This is a genomic window from Paenarthrobacter sp. TE4293 (assembly GCF_050435325.1).
Classification (GTDB): Bacteria; Actinomycetota; Actinomycetes; order Actinomycetales; family Micrococcaceae; genus Arthrobacter; species Arthrobacter nitroguajacolicus_C.
The window spans coordinates 738,413-759,500 of record NZ_JBNJRY010000001.1 but is presented as its reverse complement, the minus strand read 5'-3'; the positions used below and the strand labels follow the sequence as shown (position 1 = coordinate 759,500).

At 63.8% G+C, this 21,088-nt stretch carries 20 protein-coding genes; 19 read left to right on the top strand and 1 reads right to left on the bottom strand.

Translation table 11 applies throughout. From position 1 onward, the window contains the following. Positions 1–19 precede the first annotated feature (19 nt). The 9 genes from pnuC to hisF all read left to right on the top strand — a co-directional run bounded on the left by pnuC (position 20) and on the right by hisF (position 6,541). Positions 20–724 carry a nicotinamide riboside transporter PnuC gene (pnuC, locus tag QF015_RS03475; protein ID WP_310205597.1) on the top strand — a complete coding sequence of 235 codons (705 nt, stop codon included), beginning with the start codon at positions 20–22 and terminating at the stop codon, positions 722–724. 41 nt (positions 725–765) lie between these two features. Then, positions 766–1,860 carry a bifunctional diaminohydroxyphosphoribosylaminopyrimidine deaminase/5-amino-6-(5-phosphoribosylamino)uracil reductase RibD gene (gene ribD, locus QF015_RS03470; RefSeq protein WP_429387045.1) on the top strand — a complete coding sequence of 365 codons (1,095 nt, stop codon included), beginning with the start codon at positions 766–768 and terminating at the stop codon, positions 1,858–1,860. Next, on the top strand, positions 1,860–2,489 hold the full coding sequence (locus QF015_RS03465) for a riboflavin synthase (RefSeq protein WP_310205594.1): 630 nt from the start codon (positions 1,860–1,862) through the stop codon (positions 2,487–2,489). The genes ribD and QF015_RS03465 overlap by 1 nt, the downstream gene beginning before the upstream one ends. Further along, positions 2,486–3,181, top strand: coding sequence for a 3,4-dihydroxy-2-butanone-4-phosphate synthase (gene ribB, locus QF015_RS03460; protein WP_310205591.1), 696 nt, complete (start codon positions 2,486–2,488; stop codon positions 3,179–3,181). Before QF015_RS03465 ends, ribB begins: the two co-directional genes overlap by 4 nt. Then, on the top strand, positions 3,178–3,882 hold the full coding sequence (gene ribA / locus QF015_RS03455) for a GTP cyclohydrolase II (protein ID WP_310205589.1): 705 nt from the start codon (positions 3,178–3,180) through the stop codon (positions 3,880–3,882). Before ribB ends, ribA begins: the two co-directional genes overlap by 4 nt. 18 nt (positions 3,883–3,900) lie before the next feature. Continuing rightward, on the top strand, positions 3,901–4,386 hold the full coding sequence (gene ribH / locus QF015_RS03450) for a 6,7-dimethyl-8-ribityllumazine synthase (RefSeq protein WP_310205585.1): 486 nt from the start codon (positions 3,901–3,903) through the stop codon (positions 4,384–4,386). A 105-nt stretch (positions 4,387–4,491) separates the two neighbouring features. Then, positions 4,492–4,755, top strand: a complete 264-nt coding sequence (locus tag QF015_RS03445) for a phosphoribosyl-ATP diphosphatase (RefSeq protein ID WP_024820576.1) — start codon at positions 4,492–4,494, stop codon at positions 4,753–4,755. 84 nt (positions 4,756–4,839) lie between these two features. Beyond that, on the top strand, positions 4,840–5,700 hold the full coding sequence (hisG, locus tag QF015_RS03440) for an ATP phosphoribosyltransferase (RefSeq protein ID WP_310205582.1): 861 nt from the start codon (positions 4,840–4,842) through the stop codon (positions 5,698–5,700). Positions 5,701–5,764: 64 nt separating this feature from the next. Further along, positions 5,765–6,541 carry an imidazole glycerol phosphate synthase subunit HisF gene (hisF, locus tag QF015_RS03435; protein ID WP_310205580.1) on the top strand — a complete coding sequence of 259 codons (777 nt, stop codon included), beginning with the start codon at positions 5,765–5,767 and terminating at the stop codon, positions 6,539–6,541. A gap of 84 nt (positions 6,542–6,625) precedes the next feature. Here hisF and QF015_RS03430 read toward each other — a convergent pair whose 3' ends face one another. Beyond that, entirely contained in the window at positions 6,626–7,270 is a 645-nt protein-coding gene (locus QF015_RS03430; protein WP_429387042.1) for a TIGR03085 family metal-binding protein, read from the bottom strand. A gap of 89 nt (positions 7,271–7,359) precedes the next feature. Between QF015_RS03430 and hisI the strand changes: the two genes are divergently transcribed. The 10 genes from hisI (at position 7,360) to QF015_RS03380 (ending at position 21,046) form a co-directional block, all read left to right on the top strand. Then, the gene (gene hisI / locus QF015_RS03425; protein WP_310205577.1) at positions 7,360–7,776 is read left to right on the top strand and encodes a phosphoribosyl-AMP cyclohydrolase; all 417 of its coding nucleotides are present in this window, start codon (positions 7,360–7,362) and stop codon (positions 7,774–7,776) included. 57 nt (positions 7,777–7,833) lie between these two features. After that, positions 7,834–9,417: an anthranilate synthase component I gene (locus tag QF015_RS03420; protein WP_429387010.1), complete on the top strand. Its 1,584-nt coding sequence runs from the start codon at positions 7,834–7,836 to the stop codon at positions 9,415–9,417. Further along, complete coding sequence (locus QF015_RS03415; protein WP_310205572.1) at positions 9,414–10,019, top strand: Trp biosynthesis-associated membrane protein; 606 nt, start codon at positions 9,414–9,416, stop codon at positions 10,017–10,019. Before QF015_RS03420 ends, QF015_RS03415 begins: the two co-directional genes overlap by 4 nt. A 132-nt stretch (positions 10,020–10,151) precedes the next feature. Next, positions 10,152–10,424, top strand: coding sequence for an HGxxPAAW family protein (locus QF015_RS03410; protein ID WP_310205569.1), 273 nt, complete (start codon positions 10,152–10,154; stop codon positions 10,422–10,424). Between the two features lie 2 nt (positions 10,425–10,426). Beyond that, a complete protein-coding gene (gene trpC, locus QF015_RS03405) occupies positions 10,427–11,245 on the top strand; it encodes an indole-3-glycerol phosphate synthase TrpC (RefSeq protein WP_429387007.1) in 819 nt (272 codons plus the stop codon). A 114-nt stretch (positions 11,246–11,359) separates the two neighbouring features. Then, positions 11,360–12,736: a tryptophan synthase subunit beta gene (trpB, locus tag QF015_RS03400; RefSeq protein ID WP_310205562.1), complete on the top strand. Its 1,377-nt coding sequence runs from the start codon at positions 11,360–11,362 to the stop codon at positions 12,734–12,736. Further along, positions 12,736–13,548 (top strand): tryptophan synthase subunit alpha, encoded by an 813-nt coding sequence (trpA, locus tag QF015_RS03395; RefSeq protein WP_429387004.1) that lies wholly within the window; start codon positions 12,736–12,738, stop codon positions 13,546–13,548. The genes trpB and trpA overlap by 1 nt, the downstream gene beginning before the upstream one ends. A gap of 20 nt (positions 13,549–13,568) precedes the next feature. Beyond that, positions 13,569–14,723: a prolipoprotein diacylglyceryl transferase gene (lgt, locus tag QF015_RS03390; protein WP_310205555.1), complete on the top strand. Its 1,155-nt coding sequence runs from the start codon at positions 13,569–13,571 to the stop codon at positions 14,721–14,723. Positions 14,724–14,982: 259 nt separating this feature from the next. Beyond that, positions 14,983–19,596 (top strand): glutamate synthase large subunit, encoded by a 4,614-nt coding sequence (gene gltB / locus QF015_RS03385; protein WP_429387000.1) that lies wholly within the window; start codon positions 14,983–14,985, stop codon positions 19,594–19,596. After that, on the top strand, positions 19,589–21,046 hold the full coding sequence (locus QF015_RS03380) for a glutamate synthase subunit beta (protein WP_310205550.1): 1,458 nt from the start codon (positions 19,589–19,591) through the stop codon (positions 21,044–21,046). The genes gltB and QF015_RS03380 overlap by 8 nt, the downstream gene beginning before the upstream one ends. Positions 21,047–21,088 lie beyond the last annotated feature (42 nt).

Sequence of the window (21,088 nt, the reverse complement as noted above, 5' to 3'; positions counted from 1 at the left end):
CTTACTGGGAAGGAACGGCATGGACTTTCTGCGATGGCTCTTCGAAGCACAGATCCCCGTTGGGGGATCTGCTCTTGTCTTACGCGAAGTGCTTGGAAACATCTTTGGGTTGCTCAGCGCCCTTGGCGGCATGCGCCGTAAAGTCTGGGCGTGGCCAATCGGCATCATCGGCAACATCCTCCTGCTCACGGTCTTCCTGGGCAATGTGTTCGGCGCAGCAGCGCCGGCTACCTTATGGGGACAGGCCGCACGTCAAATCATGTTCATCGCCGTCGCCGTTTATGGGTGGTACCGGTGGCAGCAGGGCCGGCACTCGAGTAACCAGGGACGCGCCATCGTTCCGGGTTGGGCCAGCAACAAAGTCCGCTTCGCGCTGGTCGGCGCGATGGTGGCAGGCACAGCAGCCTTGACGCCTCTCTTCGATGCCCTCGGCTCCTATCCGCCGGTCTGGGCAGACGCCTGGACCTTCATGGGCTCACTGCTGGCCACGTATGGCATGGCCCGTGGCTGGACTGAATTTTGGCTGATCTGGGTGGCCGTGGACATCGTGGGCGTGCCACTGTTGTTCAGCGCCGGCTACTATGCCAGCGCGGTCATGTATCTGTTCTACGGCTTCTTCACCCTCACCGGCTTCTTCGTCTGGTGGCGCGCAGAAAAGCGCGAACGGGCCGGGCGCGATGACAGCAGCGCAGGCGTGGCAGTATCCGCGGGAGCTGCCCAGTGACCGCAGATGAAACCCTGTACACCCCGGCAGAGTGCGCGGCCATGGATGCCGCGCTCATCGCAGCCCTCGCCGGACCGCGCGGAGCCAATCCGCTGGTTGGTGCAGTGATCCTCAGTCCGGAAGGCGAACAACTGTCGACGGGGTACCACCGGGGTGCCGGCACGGCCCATGCTGAAGCGGACGCGATTTCCGAAGCCCGCCGGCAGGGCATTGACATCGTGGGAACCACCATGGTCGTTACGCTCGAGCCGTGCAACCACGTAGGCCGCACCGGACCGTGCGCCCAGGCAATCATGGCGGCGGGAATCTCGAAGGTGATTTACGCCGTCGACGATCCCCACGATCCCGCCGCAGGCGGGGCCCGAACGCTCCGTTCCGCAGGAGTCGAGGTCCGTTCCGGCCTGGCCATGGACAGGGCCCTGGACCTTAACCGCGACTGGTTCGACGCCGTTGCGGCCAAGCGTCCGTTCGTCACCTTGCACATCGCCCAGACGCTGGACAGCCGCATTGCCGCCACGGACGGCACCAGCCAATGGATTTCCTCCCCGGAGTCCCTCGCGGACAACCATGGGCTGCGGCGACGCATCGACGCCATCCTGGTGGGGACCGGGACCGTCCTGATCGACAACCCCCGGTTGACGGCCAGGACCGCGGACGGAGAACTCGCCGCCCGGCAGCCGATCCGCGCGGTGATGGGATTGCGGGACGTCCCTGAAGATGCGGCCGTCCGGGGAACCGACGGGCGCTTTGTCCACTTGCCAACACGGGATCCGGCAGTGGCCCTGGCTGCGTTGTTCGACCAGGGAGTGCGGCACGTCATGGTGGAAGGCGGCTCGTCGATCCTCAGCACCTTCCTCGGCGCACACCTGGTGGACGAACTGATCGTCTACCTGGCGCCGACGTTGCTGGGGTCCGGAACGCCTGCATTGAACGACCTGGGGATCACCACGCTGGCGGATGCCCAGCACTGGTCCTGGGACGACGCCGGGGGCGGAGCGGTCCGGACGCTCGGCAACGACCTTCGGCTGCACCTGCGGTCACCACGGAGTACCGCCGGAACCAACAAGAATTCGATTCCGCAAGAGAGTGTGGCTTCGAACAGTGAAGCTGCGGAATATGTCACGGGAGGACACTGATGTTTACGGGAATCGTTGCCGAGCAAGGCACTGTGGTGGGAATTGAGCATGATGGTGACGCCAGCGCCACGCTGCGGCTGAGTGCTCCCACAACCACCGAAGGTTTGGCCTTGGGCGGGTCCATCGCCGTCAACGGTGTGTGCCTGACGGCCACGCAGATCGATGGCCAGGACTTCAGCGTCGATGTCATGGGCGAAACCCTCGTCCGGACCACCATCGGCGGGCTGGCCCCGGGGGACACAGTGAACCTCGAGCGCTGTGTGCCGGCAGGCGGTCGCCTCGACGGACATGTGGTCCAGGGGCACGTCGACGGCGTGGGCGAATTGCTGGAGCGCGAGCCACTGGGGAACTGGGACCGCCTGCGTTTTGGCGTGCCGGCCCCGCTGGCACGCTATATCGCCGAAAAAGGTTCGATCGCCGTCGACGGTGTCTCGCTGACGGTGACCGCCGTCAGTGCCGCAGCCGAACCCGCTCCGTGGTTTGAGGTGGGGCTGATCCCGACCACGCTGGAAGAAACCGGCTTGGGCGCCAAGCCTGTCGGGGGCCGCGTGAACCTCGAGGTGGATGTGTTGGCCAAGTACACCGAGCGCCTGTTGTCCTTCGCGCCGCAGCAAGGGGGTACGCGATGAGCGCCCCCGCCAAGACATCGACCGGCGGAACGCCGCGTACCGGACTGGATCCTGTCGAAGATGCGATCGCAGCGATGGCAGCGGGCCGGGCCGTGATCGTCGTGGACAACGAAGACCGGGAGAACGAAGGCGACATCATCTTTGCCGCCCAGCACGCCACCCCGGCCCTCATGGGATGGACCATCCGGTATTCATCCGGCGTCATCTGCGTCCCCTTGGACGGAGATCGTGCGGATGCCCTGGTGCTGCCTCCCATGGTGGAAATCAATGAGGACGCCAAGGGGACTGCCTACACCGTTTCCTGCGACGCTGCGATCGGTGTCAGCACCGGCATTTCCGCCACGGACCGCGCCCTGACGGCCCGGATCCTGGCAGATCCGAGCAGCACTCCGGCCTCGATCACCCGCCCCGGGCATATTTTCCCGCTGCGCGCAGTTAACGGGGGAGTGCGTGAACGTCCGGGTCACACGGAAGCTGCCGTGGACCTGTGTCGACTGGCCGGGCTCGCCCCGGTGGGTGTGATCGCAGAGTTGGTACATGATGATGGTGAAATGATGCGCTTGGACAGCCTGCGCGACTTCGCCGCCGACCATGGATGCCCCCTCATCTCCATAGAGGACCTGGTGTCATATGTTGAAGCGGTAGAGTCCCAGACGGCACGTATTTCACAGGAGGACGAGGAGAAGCGATGACCGCATCGACCACGCGCAGCAGTGACCATTCCGGCCCGGCGCCGCACCCCGTCAGCGGTGGCCCCGTGGTGCAACTGCCCACGGCGTTTGGAAACTTTGTTGCACAAGCCTGGACGGACCATGTCACCGGCATTGAACACCTCGCCGTAAGCTCACCCAATCCACCCAAGGACGGCCGTGCGCCACTGGTCCGGCTGCATTCCGAATGCCTCACCGGCGATGTTTTCGGTTCCTACCGCTGCGACTGCGGAGAACAGCTTGCCTTTGCTTTGGAACTCATCCATGCCGAAGGCGGAACGCTGCTGTACCTGCGTGGGCAGGAAGGCCGCGGCATCGGGCTGGCCAACAAGATCAAGGCCTACGCCCTGCAGGAAGCCGGGTTCGACACCGTGGAGGCCAACGAACAATTGGGCTTGCCCGTCGACGCACGCTCCTACAGTGCGGCTGGACAGATCCTGGCCGAAATGGGTCTCCATGAGGTCCGGTTGCTGAGCAACAATCCCGACAAGCAGCACCGTCTCGACAAGGCCGGAGTGACGGTGGTGGAGATGGTGCCTACCGAGGTGCCGTCCCGCGAACAGAACCTGCGCTACCTGCAGACCAAGAAGGACCGGATGGACCACCGGCTGACGCTCGATGTCGAGCCGGTCAGCAATGGCAAGACACCTTCAAACCACACCTTTGACAACACCTCAGACTGAACGGATCCACACCACACCATGAGCGGACACGGCGCGCCCACCATCGACCTCACCACCCTCAACCCTGAGGAAACCTCGCAGCTTAAGCTGGCCATCGTGGCGGCAAGCTGGCACACCCAGATCATGGACGGCCTGGTGGACGGAGCACTTCGCGCCGCCAAGGAAGCCGGGATCGCGGAGCCAACGCTCCTGCGGGTGCCGGGCAGCTTCGAGCTCCCGGTCGCTGCCGCCAGGCTTGCACCGCACTTTGACGCAGTAGTGGCACTGGGCGTGGTGATCCGTGGCGGAACTCCCCACTTCGACTATGTTTGCCAAGCCGCGACGTCGGGACTCACTGACGTCAGTGTCCGCACCGGCGTGCCGGTGGGCTTCGGCGTCCTCACCTGCGATACGGAGCAGCAGGGCCTGGACCGCGCAGGCCTTCCCGGTTCCAAGGAAGACAAGGGCCACGAAGCTGTGACTGCAGCCCTCGCCACCGCGGTGACACTGAAGCAGTACACCTAGCAGCGCCGGCCATCGAAGGGGATGTGTGTGTCTTCACTCACATCCCCTTCGTCATGCAACGCCCCAACAAGCGGTGGCCGCCCCCGAGCAAGTAGTCTGGAGGGCGTGAAGAATTTCGAGACGCTGTTCGCAGAACTGAGTGAGAAAGCAGCGACCCGCCCGGCAGGCTCGCGCACGGTTGCCGAACTGGACTCCGGAATCCACGGCATCGGCAAGAAGGTGGTCGAAGAGGCCGCTGAAGTCTGGATGGCCGCGGAGTACGAATCAGACGAAGCTGCCGCTGAGGAAATTTCCCAGTTGCTGTACCACCTGCAGGTCCTCATGCTCGCCAAAGGCCTCACCCTGGAGGACGTTTACAAGCATCTCTAGCCACGCCACTCCGCTGTCCTGCGGCGGAGCCCCCTGCGTGGCCAAGGTGCCTGAAAACCTCCCTTCCAACAAGAAAGTCTCCCAATGCTCCGTGTAGCAGTCCCCAACAAGGGATCCCTGTCCGAAGCCGCCTCGGCAATGTTGTCAGAGGCCGGCTACCGCCAGCGCCGCGATTCCCGCGAGCTGGTGATGGTTGATCCCGACAATGACATTGAATTCTTTTTCCTCCGTCCACGTGACATCGCGGTCTATGTAGGCCAAGGCACGCTCGACGTCGGCATCACCGGCCGGGACCTCCTGCTGGACGCGAAGGTTGAAGCTGAGGAAATACTTCCCCTGGGCTTTGCCCCGTCAACCTTCCGTTTCGCCGGTCCCGTCGGTGACTTCGCCGGCGTCGAACAGCTTGAAGGCAAGCGTCTGGCCACCAGCTACGACGGCCTCCTGCGCGACTACCTGGCGGACCGCGGCGTGAACGCCACTGTGGTTCGTTTGGACGGAGCCGTGGAATCATCGGTTCGCCTCGGTGTCGCGGATGCCATTGCCGACGTCGTTGAAACCGGCAACACCCTTAAGGCCGCGGGCATGGAGATCTTTGGCGATCCCATCCTGAAGTCCGAGGCCGTGCTGATCCGCCGCTCCAACTCGGGTGGTTCGGCCAATGGAACCGCCAAGGAAATCGACACCCTGATCCGGCGGCTCCAAGGCGTCCTCGTGGCACGCCAGTACGTCCTGATGGATTACGACATCCGCAAGGACCTGGTGGAGGACGCCGCTGCGTTGACCCCGGGCCTTGAGTCGCCCACGGTCTCCCCGCTGCGCGACTCCGAATGGGTTGCCGTGCGGTCCATGGTTCCGAAGAAGGAAACCAACCGGATCATGGATGAGCTCTACGACCTTGGAGCGCGCGCCATCCTGGTCAGCAGCATCCACGCCTGCCGCATCTGATCCGCGTCATCGGGTCGCACATCACTTCAGCAGAGCAGAGCCAAGCAGAATTTAGGAGCAGCACATGGCTGTAGCCGTACGCGTCATTCCCTGCCTGGATGTCGACGCAGGCCGCGTCGTCAAAGGCATCAACTTTGAGGGCCTCCGCGACGCCGGCGATCCGGTGGAACTGGCGCACCGGTACGACAATGGCGGGGCCGACGAACTGACGTTCCTCGATGTCACTGCCTCGTCCGGGAACCGTGAAACGACGTTCGACGTCGTCCGCCGCACGGCAGAGGAAGTCTTCATCCCCCTCACCGTGGGCGGTGGCGTCCGTGGCGTCGCGGAGGTGGACAAGCTCCTGCGCTTCGGTGCGGACAAGGCCTCCATCAATACTGCAGCTGTTGCCCGCCCCGAGGTCATCGATGAGATTACCCGCCACTTCGGTTCGCAGGTCCTGGTGCTCTCTGTGGATGCCCGCCGTACCCGCGATGGTGACGTCCCGACGTCGTCCGGTTTTGAAGTGACCACCCACGGTGGCCGCACCGGAACCGGTATCGACGCCGTCGCCTGGGCCAAGGAAGCAGCGGACCGGGGCGTGGGAGAAATCCTGCTCAACTCGATCGACGCCGACGGCACCAAGGACGGTTTCGATCTCGAGTTGATCCGCCTGGTGCGTGCTGCGGTGAACATCCCGATCATTGCCTCCGGTGGCGCCGGGGAGCCAGCACACTTCCCGCCTGCCGTGGAAGCCGGCGCGGATGCCGTGCTGGCGGCTTCGGTGTTCCACTTTGGGCCGGACGACATGATTGCCCAGGTCAAGGCGGCTATCCGCGAGGCCGGCTTCGAGGTCCGCTAGCTTCAGGCAACAACGCCAACGCGGGGTCACTTACGGCCCATCATCCCTTGCAGGATGAGCCGTAAGTGACCCCGCGTTGTCTGTTTAGAGGCCGATGTCCGCGGACTGCAGAAGCGCGACGGCGTCCGGCTGGCCTTCGAAGGTGACGAGGGCCTGGCTGGTGCGGCCGTGGGCATGCATCAGCAGCTCGCCAGGTTCGCCCACGATGGCGACGGACACGGGCGCGCGCTTGGCTACATGGCGCGGGCCGGTGGGGCGCACCAGCACGATGCCAAGGTCGACACCGCGGTACAGGAAGGCGGCCCGTTTGATCAGTTCATCCCAGAGGGCGTCCGAATATGCTTCATCGAGGGCGCGGGGCGCCCATCGGTCGCCTGCCCGGCGGATGTCTTCGGTGTGCACAAAGTACTCGATGAGATTGGACGTCTCGTCCAGGGCCTTGATTTTCAACGGGGACAAAGCAGGAGGGCCGGCGCGAAAGGTCTTAACGAGGTCCGCATAGGCGTCCGGGCTCTTGAGTTTGGCCGCGAGTTTGGAGGTGGCCTTTTCGGATGCCTTGCCCAGGCTTGGTATCAGCAGGCCGAGACCTACGGCGATTTTCCGTTCGCGCAGGAACAAATGCGCGGCCAAGTCCCGGGTCTGCCACCCTTCGCAGAGCGTGGGGGAGTCAGGTCCGGCCGCCAGCAGGGTTTCGGCCAGTACTTCTCGGGAAGGATCGACGAAATGCATCACTTGTGAAACTAGCACGATCGGAGCGGTCTTGCGCAGTGGAACCGCCGCAGAACCGGGCTGCGGCCAAAGGCACTAGACTTGATCTGATGTCAGAGCAGTCCGCCCCCAGCCCCTCTCCCGCCGCGGAGCTTTCCAGCGACCCGTCGAGTCCCCTGCCACAGGAGATCGCCAGCGCCCTCAAACGTGACCCGTCGGGTCTCGTGGCCGCGATCGTGCAGCAGCACGATACCAACGAGGTCCTCATGCTCGGCTGGATGGATGACGAGGCTCTCCACCGCACCATGACCACAGGCCGCGTGACGTTCTATTCGCGCTCCCGCCAGGAGTACTGGCGCAAGGGCGACACCTCCGGACACGTACAGTTCGTGAAGTCTGTCGCCCTTGACTGCGACGGCGACGCCCTCCTGGTCCGCGTGGACCAGATCGGCGCAGCATGCCACACCGGAACCCGGACCTGCTTCGATGGTCGCGACTTCACAGTCGTTACGGGCCACCGCGACTAAGGCACCCACTACTTTCCACTGACGCACCACCTCAGACAAAAGGCGGAGAAAATAGCCATGCAGGACCTTGGAATCATCAGCCCGGGCCTGGAAGAGTTCCGCGAACTCGCCGTCCACAGCCGTGTCATCCCCGTCCGCCTCAAGGTCCTGGCGGACGCCGAAACACCCATTGGTTTGTACCGGAAGCTGGCCAAGGGCCAGCCCGGAACATTCCTCCTGGAGTCCGCGGCAGTCGGCGGCACCTGGTCCCGGTACTCCTTTATTGGATCCGCATCGCGGGCCACGCTGACAACCAAGGACGGCCAGGCCCACTGGATCGGCGAGCCGCCGGTTGGAGTTCCCGTGTCCGGGAACCCCGTCGACGCGGTCCGCGACACCATAGCTGCGCTGCAGACCGACCGTTTCGAAGGATTGCCGCCCTTCACGTCCGGTCTGGTTGGCTTCCTCGGCTGGGAAGCCGTCCGTCACTGGGAGCGCCTGACTTCTCCGCCGGAGGACGACCTGCAGCTGCCGGAAATGGCGTTGAACCTGGTCACCGACATGGCTGTTCACGACAACACGGACGGTACGGTCCTGCTGATCGCCAACGCCATCAACTTTGATGACAGCTCCGAACGCGTTGACGACGCCTGGCATGATGCGGTGGCCAGGGTGAAAGGATTGCTGGAGCAGATCAGCACTCCCGTTGCCCAGCCGGTTTCCGTGCTGGAAACCGCGGCCTTGGACTTTGCCTCCAGCGTGCAGGAGCGCTGGGACGAAGCCAAGTACCTTGAGGCTATCGACCGGGGCAAGGAAGCCATTGTTGACGGCGAAGTTTTCCAGGTAGTGATCTCCCGTCGCTTCGAGATGGAGTGCCCCGCGGACCCCCTGGATGTTTACCGCGTGCTGCGCAATACCAATCCCAGTCCGTACATGTACCTGTTTAGCCTGGAGGATGCGGACGGGCGTGAGTACTCGATCGTGGGCTCATCGCCGGAGGCTTTGGTCACGGTGACCGGCCAGGAAGTCATTACCCACCCCATCGCCGGCTCCCGCCCCCGTGGGAAGACGGTGGAGGCGGACAAGGCCCTCGCCACGGAGTTGCTGGCAGACCAGAAAGAGCGGGCCGAGCACCTGATGTTGGTGGACCTCTCCCGCAATGATCTTTCCAAGGTCTGTGTTGCCGGGACGGTCGACGTCACGCAGTTCATGGAAGTGGAGCGGTTCAGCCACATCATGCACCTCGTGTCCACCGTCGTGGGGGAGCTTTCTCCTCGCGCCAAGGCCTACGACGTCCTCAAAGCGACCTTCCCGGCAGGCACGCTGTCCGGTGCTCCCAAACCGCGTGCGCTGCGCTTGCTCGATGAACTCGAACCGCACCGCCGTGGCATCTACGGCGGCGTGGTGGGCTACCTGGATTTTGCCGGTGACATGGATATGGCCATTGCCATCCGGTCGGCGCTGCTCCGTGGAGGCCGCGCCTATGTTCAGGCCGGCGGCGGAATCGTGGCCGATTCCCACAAGCCTTCCGAGGCGCTGGAGACGGTGAACAAGGCGGCAGCGCCCCTTCGGGCCGTCCACACCGCGGGATCGCTGCAGAACATTTCCGCTGATACGGTCGGGAATCCAAACGTCCTCGACGACGGGACTTCCGCCCCATGAGCACGGCATCGTCAGCGTCTCCCGTAAAGCAACCTCCGCGCTGGGCACGCAAATCCACGCTGGTCCTCGCCACCACGATCCTTGCTCTGGCCGTGTTCGGGGCCACGACGCAGACGTGGATCGAGGTGCAGTTGGATCCCACCGGAGCATCCAACAGCGATCTGCACGTTCAAGGAAGCAAAGCGGCCACTGCTGTGACGGCCCTGGCCGTCGTCGCACTGGCTGGCGGCCTCGCGGCTTCCATTGCCGGAAAAATCGCCCGCTGGATCATTGCGGTCCTCATCGTCCTGTCGGCGGCGGGGATCATCCTGGCCGCAGTCACCGTTTTGCTTGACCCGCTGGGTGCCGCCCAAGGGGCGATCGCAGCTGCAACGGGCGTCTCGGGTGGGCAGGCCAACGCTGCGGCAACAGCGTTCCCGGTCCTGGCCATCGTCGCCGGATCCCTGCTGGCTGTCTGCGCGGTGGCCTTGCCGCTGGCCGGACGCCATTGGACCTCGCGGACCAAGTACGACGCCGGGACGCGGAGCCGGAAGGGCAGCAACGAACCGGTGGACGAGATTGACAGCTGGGACAGCCTGTCACGAGGTGAAGACCCCACGTAGGCAGCTGAGCAGGGCTTTCCGGCAGGTTCCGCGCAACAAAAGCGCACACGCCTTCCCTGACGTCGGACGATGTCCCGGACGCCGTCAATAAATGGCAGAATGTAAGCAGTATTCATCCTGAGGAGATTTCACATGAGCAAAACCACAGTGTCCGCAAACCAAACTGAATCCACCATGGCCAGCCACGCTGACGCCATCGGCCACGGAAACAGCCCGGCTGCCTGGACCTGCGTACTTGTGATGCTGGTCGGTGCGCTGATTTCCTCCATTGCTTTCGTCATCGCCAGCACCCCGATCTTCGTTGGCGGCCTGGTTGTCATGGTTATTGGCCTCATCGTTGGTGGCGTCATGCGCAAGGCGGGCTACGGAGTGGGCGGCAGCAAGCTGCAGAACAACGGCCACTAGTCGTGACCGTTCTTGATGACATCATCGTTGGCGTCAAGGAGGAGATGGAGGCGCGCAGCCGCCTCGTATCCCTTGCGGAGCTGAAGGACCGCGCCGCAGGTGCCGACCCGGCCCGCGATGCATGGGCAGCCTTGGGCGGTCCTTCGTCCGTCCGCAACGACCTCAAGGTCATCGCAGAAATCAAGCGCCGCAGCCCCTCGAAGGGCGACCTCGCACCGATCGCGGATCCGGCCTCCCTCGCGGTGCAGTACGCCGACGGCGGAGCTTCCGTTATCAGCGTCCTGACTGAACAGCGCCGTTTCGGCGGTTCGTTGGCCGACCTCGATGCCGTTCGTGCCGCCGTCGACATTCCCTTGCTCCGCAAGGACTTCACGGTTGACGAGTACCAGATCTGGGAAGCCCGTGCCCACGGAGCCGACCTGGTCCTGCTCATCGTCGCGGCATTGTCAGACACGGAGCTTGCGGAGTTCAGTGCCCTGAGCCATGAGCTCGGCATGAACGTTTTGGTGGAGACCCACACCGAGGAAGAAATCGAACGCGCCGTTGCGGCGCAGGCGAAAATCATCGGCATCAATGTCCGCAACCTCAAGACGCTCGACGTCGACCGCTCGGTCTTCGGCTCCCTGGCCGGTTTGATTCCGGCCGGGTCCGTCATTGTTGCCGAGTCCGGCGTCAGGGGCGCCGACGACGTGTCCCACTACGCATCGGGCGGCGCCAACGCCATCCTGGTGGGGGAGGCGCTCGTCAGCGACTCCACCCCGCGCGAACGCATCACCGAATTCAAGGCAGCTGGAGCTGCCGCCATCGCCGTCAGGAACTGAGGCAGTCACTGAATCACGGCGAACAGCCGCAAGGCAGCCCGGGCTTGTGCCTGTGGCTGCCTTGTGGCACGTGGAACTACCCAATGAACTAACTGGAACAGGACGGTGAGACTGATGGTCGACGCGCCAACAACCGGCTCAGAAGAGAATGCGGCCGACGCATTCCTGCAAGGTGGCCCTTCGCTGCGCAACGCCTCCGGGCCCTACTTCGGCAATTACGGCGGACGCTGGATGCCCGAATCCCTCATCGCCGCCCTCGACGAAGTCCAGGACACGTTCGAGAAGGCCAAGGCTGACCCCGATTTCATCGCACAGCTCAAGGACCTCAACAAGAACTACTCCGGCAGGCCTTCCTTGCTCACCGAAGCCAAGCGCTTCTCCGAGCATGCCGGCGGAGCGCGTATCTTCCTCAAGCGTGAAGACCTGAACCACACGGGCTCCCACAAGATCAACAACGTCCTGGGCCAGGCCCTCCTTGCCAAGCGCATGGGCAAGACCCGTGTGATCGCGGAAACAGGGGCCGGGCAGCACGGCGTTGCCAGTGCCACGGCCGCAGCCCTGCTGGGCCTGGAATGCGTGGTGTACATGGGCGCCGAGGATTGCCGGCGGCAGGCGCTGAACGTGGCCCGCATGCAACTGCTCGGTGCCACTGTTGTCCCCGTCACCAACGGCTCGCAGACCCTCAAGGATGCCATCAACGACGCCCTGCGTGATTGGGTTTCGAACGTGGAGCATACCCACTACCTGCTGGGAACCGCAGCCGGGGCCCACCCGTTCCCCGCGATGGTCCGCTACTTCCATGAAGTCATCGGCGAGGAAGCCCGCAGCCAGATTTTGGAACAGACCGGCAAGCTCCCCGACGCCATCTGTGCGTGTATCGGTGGCGGCTCCAACGCCATCGGGTTGTTCCACGCCTTCCTGGATGATGCATCCGTGAAGATCTACGGCTTCGAAGCCGGCGGCGAGGGCGTTGAAACCGGTCGCCACGCTGCGGCCATCTCCCTCGGCCGTCCCGGCGTACTGCACGGCGCCCGTTCTTACCTCATGCAGGACGAAGACGGCCAGACCATTGAATCGCACTCCATTTCGGCCGGCTTGGACTACCCGAGCGTAGGCCCGGAGCACTCCTACCTGGCCGACATTGGTCGGGTAACGTATGAGGCCGTCACCGACACCGAAGCCATGGACGCATTCAGCCTCCTGTGCCGGACCGAGGGGATCATTCCTGCCATCGAGTCCTCCCACGCTCTGGCGGGTGCCATCAAGATCGGCCAGCGCCTCACCGAGGGCAAGGAGAACCCTTCCGACGTCACGGTGATCGTTAACCTGTCCGGTCGTGGGGACAAGGACGTCGAAACTGCCGCAGCCTGGTTCAACATGTTGGATGAGGAAGGGCACGTCAAGGGCACCACGCTCTCCACACGAAAGCCCAAGGGCCCCACAGAGCGCACGTCCGAAGCCGCCGTGGATGTCAACGAGGACCAGAACTGATGACTGAAGAATTCGCCAGCAAATCCGCTGCGGCCATCGATCGCGCCAAAGCAGAAGGCCGCGCCGCCCTGGTGGGCTACCTCCCTGCGGGATACCCCACCGTCCAGGAAAGCATCGAAGCGGGAATCGCTTTGGCCCGCAACGGCGCTGACCTGATCGAAATCGGAATCCCGTACTCCGATCCCGTGATGGACGGACCGGTCATCCAGGCCGCCACCACGGAGGCCATTGCCAACGGGTTCCGTGTCGCGAACGTCTTCGACGTCGTTGCCGGCATTACCGACGCCACCGACGCTGCCGTGCTGGTCATGACCTACTGGAACCCGGTAATGCGCATGGGCGTCGACGAATTCTCCCGACGCCTCGCCGAAGCCGGGGGAGCGGGCCTCATCACCCCGGACCTCATCCCGGACGAAGCGTCCGAATGGTTCGCAGCTTCCGACAAATATGGCCTCGACCGCGTGTTCCTCGTGGCTCCTTCATCCACTCCGGAACGCCTCGACATGACAGTGAAGGCCAGCCGTGGATTCGTCTACGCTGTCTCCATCATGGGCGTCACGGGGACCCGTCAGTCCGTCAGCAGCAGCGCGGAAGACGTCGTTGCCCACGCACACGCAGCCGGCGCAGAGCGAGTGTGCGTCGGTCTGGGCGTGTCCAACCCGGACCACGTCCGGGAGATTGCCGCCTACGCTGACGGCGTGATCGTGGGAACCGCCCTGGTGGCGGCCCTCCGCGATGGCGGCGTGGACGCCGTCGGGCAACTTACCAAGAACCTCAGCGCCGGCCTTGGCCGCGCAGCTGCAGAAGCCTAGAAAAGGAAACAGCGAAGCGAATGCAGACCGTCCTCCACGCAGCGGCAATGGTCCCCATGAGTATCCCGAGCCCTTCGTGGTCCGGTTTCGACATTCCGCTGCCGTGGGGGACGCTGCGTATCCACGCTTACGCCCTCTGCATCCTGGCGGGCATCATCGTTGGCCTTTGGCTGACATCAGCCCGGTGGAAGCGCCGGGGCGCACCTGAGGGCAGCCTGTGGGACATCGCCATCTGGGCGATTCCGTTCGGCATCATTGGTGGCCGTCTGTACCACGTGTTCTCGTCGCCTGATGCTTACTTCGGTCCGGGCTTTGATGGAACCGGGGACCTTTCCTTGATTCCGCAGATCCAACGTGGCGGTTTGGGCATCTGGGGTGCCGTACTCCTTGGCGCGGTGGGTGCCTGGATCGGCTGCCGGCGGGCCGGGGTGAAACTGACGGCCTTCCTGGACGCAGCCGCTCCCGGGCTGCTGCTGGCGCAGGCCATTGGCCGCTTGGGCAACTGGTTCAACCAGGAACTCTTCGGTGCGCCCACCACGCTTCCGTGGGGCCTGGAGATTGACCCGGCAAACGCCAACTTCCCTGCGGATATGGCAGCGGGTACGCTCTTCCACCCGACGTTCCTCTACGAGATGCTGTGGAACCTCGCAGGCGTTGCCATCCTGTTGCTGCTGGACAAGAAATTCACCTTCCGGTGGGGACGGCTCTTCTGGCTTTACGCCGTGTACTACACGCTGGGCCGGGTGTGGATTGAGGCCCTGCGCATTGACGATGCCGAACAGATCAATCTCTTCGGCATCACCACCAGGCTCAACGTGTGGACCAGCATCTTTGTCCTCATTGCAGCCCTGGCCATCTTCTTCATCCTTGGCAGGCGTGGCCGCCCGGTTCCCGACACCCCTTATTTGCCGGGGCGGGAGCCGGAACCGGAGAAGGAAAATGAGCCCGCGGCGGTGACGAGCGTCACCAGTCATGATGTGGACGCATCTGTCTCAGATACTGGTTCGCGTGGTAATCTCCCTGATAACCAAAGCGATTCGGGCCACGTTGACGAGCCGCAGGAAACAGCAGGCAAACCGGAAAAGGACGCCACGTCCTCCACGGAATCCACACCTGCTGCAACTGCCGCAAGGAAGGCCCCCGGATCCACTCCGGATACCGGCGACACCAAGTAGCCGTATCCGCTCAAGGGGCAACAGAGTCACCGCTCGTAGGGCCCAGTCCACAGCGTCGTGGCACCCCGGAAACCGGACCGCAGCACACCGATGTTCACTGGTCAAGCCGGGGCCAGAGGTCTGCGTAACTGTTCGTTGCGCTGGATCGGCTGGCCTACAATTCCAATTACTAGCGCTTTGTTGTGCCCGTCACAGGGCAGGCAAGGTGGGGCCAACGTTGTCCCTTCCATACGCACGATCTCGAGGAAGGACGTCTCCCATGACCCATCTTCATAACCCCGGCTGGTCCGAAAATATCGAACCTCAGGGTGCCATGTCTCCGTTCAAGCGCTTTGCCGCGCTCCCGGAGGCCCAGGGTCTTTACAACCCTGATAAGGAGAAGGACGCCTGCGGCTTGGCCATTATTGCCACGCTCCGCGGGGAACCGGGATACGACATCGTGGAAGCGGCACTGACCGCCCTCCGCAATCTCGAACACCGCGGCGCCGTGGGCGCCGACGAAGGTACTGGTGATGGTGCGGGTCTGCTCATGCAGGTTCCGGACGAGTTCTTCAGGGCCGTCACAGAATTCGAACTGCCTGCTCCCGGCCAGTACGTGGTGGGCACCGCCTTCCTTCCTGCTGAGTCCCGCGAATCGGACACCGCCAAGGCCGGCATTGAAGCCCTTGCAGCTGACGAGGGCCTGACAGTCCTCGGCTGGCGCGAGGTTCCCGTGGTCGCTGACCTCGTCGGTGCCATGGCCCGGGCGTGTATGCCCTACTTCTCCCAGCCCTTCTTTGCCTCCGCTACCGGCGAGCAGCTCGAACATAACGAGCTCGACTCCCGTGCTTGGCGTATCCGCAAGCGTGCGCAGAACAAATTCGGCGTGTACTTCCCGTCGCTGTCCTCCCGCACCATCGTGTACAAGGGCATGCTCACCACTGCCCAGCTGGAGCCCTTCTACCCGGACCTCTCGGACAAGCGCTTCAAGACCAAGCTCGCGATCGTCCACTCGCGCTTTTCCACCAACACGTTCCCGTCCTGGCCTTTGGCGCAGCCTTTCCGCACCATCGCCCACAACGGTGAGATCAACACCGTCAAGGGCAACCGCAACTGGATGCGTGCGCGCCAATCGCAGCTGGCCAGCCCCCTTCTGGGCTCCGTCCCCGAAGAGCTGTACCCGATCTGCACCCCGGGTGCCTCGGACTCCGCATCCTTCGACGAGGTAGCCGAGCTCCTTTGGCTGTCCGGCCGTCCGATCACGCATTCCATCATGATGATGATCCCGGAGGCGTGGGAGAACCACGCCACCATGGACCCCGCACGCCGTGCTTTCTACGAGTACCACTCCCTGCTCATGGAGCCGTGGGACGGTCCTGCCGCAGTTTCGTTCACCGACGGAAACCTCGTTGGCGCAACGCTGGACCGTAATGGCCTGCGTCCGGGACGCTACTGGATCACCGAAGACGGACTGATCATCTTCGCGTCCGAAGTTGGCGTGATCGAAGTAGAGCCTTCCAACGTGGTTAAGAAGGGGCGCGTTGCCCCGGGCAAGATGTTCCTGGTGGACACCGAAGCCGGCCGCATCATCGACGACGCCGAGGTCAAGGCCGAGGTTGCTGCTGCCAACCCGTGGGCCGAATGGCTCAAGGACAACCTGATCGACATCAACGAGCTCCCTGAGCGCGAGCACGTGGTCCACACCGCGGCGTCGGTCAACATCCGCCAGCGCACCTTCGGGTACACCACCGAAGAGCTCAAGATCCTGCTCGGCCCGATGGCCCGCACGGGTGCCGAGCCTTTGGGTGCCATGGGTTCGGATACTCCTGTTGCCGTGCTTTCCAAGCGCCCACGCCTGTTGTTCGACTACTTTGTGCAGTCGTTCGCCCAGGTCACCAACCCGCCACTGGACGCCATCCGCGAGGAACTGGTCACTTCACTGAAGTGTGCCATCGGCCCCAACGGCAACCTCCTGGACGGCAAGCAGGTTCGCCAGCCGCAGATCTCCCTGCCGTTCCCGGTGATCAACAACGACCAGCTCGCCAAGATCGCGAACATTGAAACGCCCGACGGCGACCGCATCGCCATGAAGGTCCGCGGCCTTTACCGCCCCGAAGGCGGAGAAGCGGCCCTGCGTGCCCGCCTGACGGAAATCTGCGAGCAGGTTTCCGGTGCGATCAACCGCGGTGTCCAGTACGTGGTGCTGTCCGACCGTGACTCGAACGCGCAGTGGGCGCCGATTCCGTCGCTGCTGCTGGTCAGCGCAGTCCACCATCACTTGCTCCGCAGCGCCAACCGCACCAAGACCGCACTCGTGGTCGAGGCCGGTGACGTCCGCGAGACGCACCACGTCGCCGTGCTCATTGGCTACGGTGCATCCGCAGTCAACCCGTACCTGGCCATGGAATCGGTGGAACAGCTGATCTCCAATGGTGACGTCACAGGCGTTACTGCCGAAGACGGCGTCTACAACCTCATCAAGGGCCTCGGCAAGGGTGTCCTGAAGATCATGTCCAAAATGGGCATTTCCACTGTGGCTTCCTACACGGGCGCCCAGACCTTTGAGGCTCTGGGCCTGTCCCAGGAACTCGTGGACGAATTCTTCTCCGGCACGCACTCCCAGTTGGGTGGCGTCGGCCTGGACGTTATCGCTGCCGAAGTTTCGGCACGCCACCAGATGGCCTACCCCGAAGGCGGCATCGAGCACCCGCACCAGCCGCTTCTCGGCGGCGGCGAGTACCAGTGGCGCCGTGACGGCGAACCGCACCTCTTCAACCCGGAGACGGTGTTCCGCCTGCAGCACGCCACCCGCGAACGCCGGTACGACATCTTCAAGTCCTACACCAAGGGGATTGATGACCAGTCCGAGAACCTCATGACCCTGCGTGGGCTCCTGAAGTTCAAGGACGGCGTGCGCCCTGCGGTTCCGCTTGAGGAAGTGGAGCCCGTCTCCAGCATCGTCAAGCGGTTCTCCACCGGCGCCATGAGTTACGGCTCCATCTCCAAGGAAGCCCACGAGACCCTGGCCATCGCCATGAACCGGTTGGGCGCCAAGTCCAACACTGGTGAAGGTGGCGAGGACGTTGACCGCCTCCTGGATCCGGAGCGCCGCTCCGCCATCAAGCAGATCGCTTCCGGCCGTTTCGGTGTCACCAGCCTCTACCTGACCAACGCCGATGACATCCAGATCAAGATGGCACAGGGCGCCAAGCCCGGCGAAGGCGGCCAGCTGATGGCGCAGAAGGTCTACCCCTGGGTAGCCCGGACACGTCACTCGACTCCCGGCGTCGGACTCATTTCCCCGCCCCCGCACCACGATATCTACTCGATCGAGGACCTCGCGCAGCTCATCTACGATGCCAAGCGCGCCAACCCTTCGGCCCGTGTCCACGTGAAGCTGGTTTCGGAAGTCGGGATCGGCACGGTGGCGTCCGGCGTCACCAAGGCGAAGGCCGACGTCGTGCTTGTTTCAGGTCACGACGGCGGTACCGGCGCCTCGCCGCTGAACTCGCTCAAGCACGCAGGCGTGCCGTGGGAACTCGGCCTTGCCGAAACCCAGCAGACCCTCATGCTCAACGGTCTCCGCGACCGCGTGGTGGTTCAGGTTGATGGGCAGCTCAAGACCGGCCGCGACGTTGTCATTGCTGCCCTGCTGGGTGGCGAGGAGTACGGCTTCGCAACCGCTCCGCTGGTGGTTTCAGGCTGCATCATGATGCGCGTCTGCCACCTGGACACCTGTCCTGTCGGTGTTGCCACGCAGAACCCCGAGCTTCGTTCGCGGTTCAACGGCAAGCCCGAGTTCGTGGTCAACTTCTTCGAGTTCCTCGCAGAAGAAGTCCGTGAAATCCTTGCCGAGCTTGGTTTCCGCAGCCTGGAGGAGGCCATCGGCCACGCCGAAGTCCTCGACACCCGTGAAGCGATCAACCACTGGAAGGCCGAAGGGCTGGACCTGGACCCGATCCTGCACGGGCTGGAGTTCGACGACGACGTGCCGCTGCGCAACATGACCGGCCAGAACCACGAGCTGGACAAGCACTTCGACCAGCGGCTCATCACCATGGCGCAGGAAGCACTCAGCGACCGCATGCCCGTCAAGATCACCCTGGACGTCATCAACACGGACCGTTCCGTGGGTACGATGCTCGGCCACGTGGTGACCAAGACGTTCGGCATCGATGTCCTGGCGACCGACACCATCGACGTCACGCTCAACGGCACCGCGGGCCAGTCCCTCGGCGCGTTTCTGCCTGCCGGCATCACGCTGCGCATGTTCGGCGATTCCAATGACTACGTTGGCAAGGGCCTTTCCGGTGGACGCATCATCGTCCGTCCGGACCGCACCAACGTGTTCCAGGCAGAACGCAACGTCATTGCCGGCAACGTGATCGGCTACGGTGCCACCAGTGGTGAAATGTTCCTGCGCGGCCAGGTGGGAGAACGCTTCCTGGTCCGCAACTCGGGTGCGACCGCCGTCGTCGAAGGCATTGGCGATCACGGGTGTGAGTACATGACCGGTGGACAGACACTGATCATTGGCCGCACCGGCCGCAACTTCGGCGCCGGCATGTCCGGTGGCACCGCCTACGTGCTGGACCTGCAGCCTGAGCGTGTCAACAAGATGGCCCTCGATACCGGCGAACTCCAGCTCCTGGAGCTCGACGCAGAGGACCGCGACATCGTTCACGGGCTGCTCACCAAGCACGTCGAGGAAACCGAATCCGTCCTGGCCGGCCGTCTGCTCGAGAACTTCGACGACACCGCCGCCCGCATCACCAAAGTACTGCCCCGCGACTACGCCGCAGTCCTGCAAACCCGTCTCGACGCCATTGAAGAGGGCCTTGACCCCGACGGCGAAGAAGTATGGTCTCGAATCCTGGAGGTAACCGGTGGCTGATCCACGCGGATTTTTGAAAGTCCGGCAGCGCGAGACGCAGCCACGCCGTCCCGTTCCGGTCCGCATCATGGACTGGAAAGAAGTGTACGAAGCACAGGAAAAGGGCGTCCTGAAAAGCCAGGCCGGCCGCTGCATGGATTGTGGCGTACCGTTCTGCCACCAGGGCTGCCCGCTGGGCAACCTGATTCCTGAGTGGAACGACCTCGTCTGGCGCGATAAGGGTGAAGAGGCGATCGAGCGTCTTCACGCCACGAACAACTTCCCGGAGTTCACGGGTCGACTGTGTCCTGCACCCTGTGAGGCGTCGTGCGTCCTCGGGATCAACCAGCCTGCGGTCACCATCAAGCAGGTTGAGGTCTCGATCATCGACCAGGCCTTCGATAACGACTGGGTCCAGCCCCTGCCGCCAACGCGCCTCACCGGCAAGACCGTGGCCGTCGTCGGTTCCGGTCCTGCCGGCCTGGCCGTGGCACAGCAGCTGACCCGCGTCGGCCACACCGTTGCCGTGTACGAACGCGACGACAAGATCGGCGGCCTGCTCCGCTACGGCATCCCCGACTTCAAGATGGAGAAGGAACAGGTTGACCGCCGCTTGGAGCAGATGAAGGCCGAAGGCACCCGCTTCCGCACCGGTGTCGCTGTTGGTACTGACGTGACCTGGGAGCAGCTGCGCCGCCGGTATGACGCCGTGGTTGTTGCCACCGGCGCCACGGTTCCGCGCGACCTGCCCATTCCGGGCCGTGACCTTGACGGTGTCCACTTCGCCATGGACTACCTGGTGCCGTCGAACCGCGTCGTGGCGGGGGAGAGCCCCGAGAACCACATCGATGCCCGCGGCAAGCACGTCGTCATCCTCGGTGGTGGCGATACCGGCGCGGACTGCATCGGTACCGCCCACCGCCACCAGGCTGCCTCGGTGACCACGCTCGCGATCGGCAAGCAGCCGCCCGCCGAACGTGCCGCCCACCAGCCGTGGCCGACGTTCCCCACCTTGTTCGAGGTCGCCAGCGCCCACGAAGAAGGCGGCGAGCGGACATACCTTGCTTCAACCGTTGAGTTCGTAGGAGAAAACGGCAAACTCACCGGCGTCAAAGTTGCTGAAACCGAGTTCGTGGACGGCAGGCGCCTGCCCAAAGCCGGTACAGAACGAATCATCCCAGCTGACCTTGTCTTCCTGAGCCTTGGCTTTACCGGTGCTGAGCCGGCGGGCATCACGGAGCAGGTCAGCGCAGAGTTCGACGGTCGGGGCAACGTTGCCCGCGACGGCTACTACATGACGAACACCGAGGGTGTGTTCGTTGCCGGCGATGCCGGACGTGGCCAGTCACTGATTGTGTGGGCCATTGCGGAAGGCCGTGCATGTGCGGCAGCAGTGGACAAGTTCCTGATGGGAAGCACCATTCTCCCGGCACCGGTCGCCCCCACCGACCGGGCGATAGCGGTCTTATAGCGCCGGCAGGAACAAACTTTTACTCAATCAGCATGAACTACT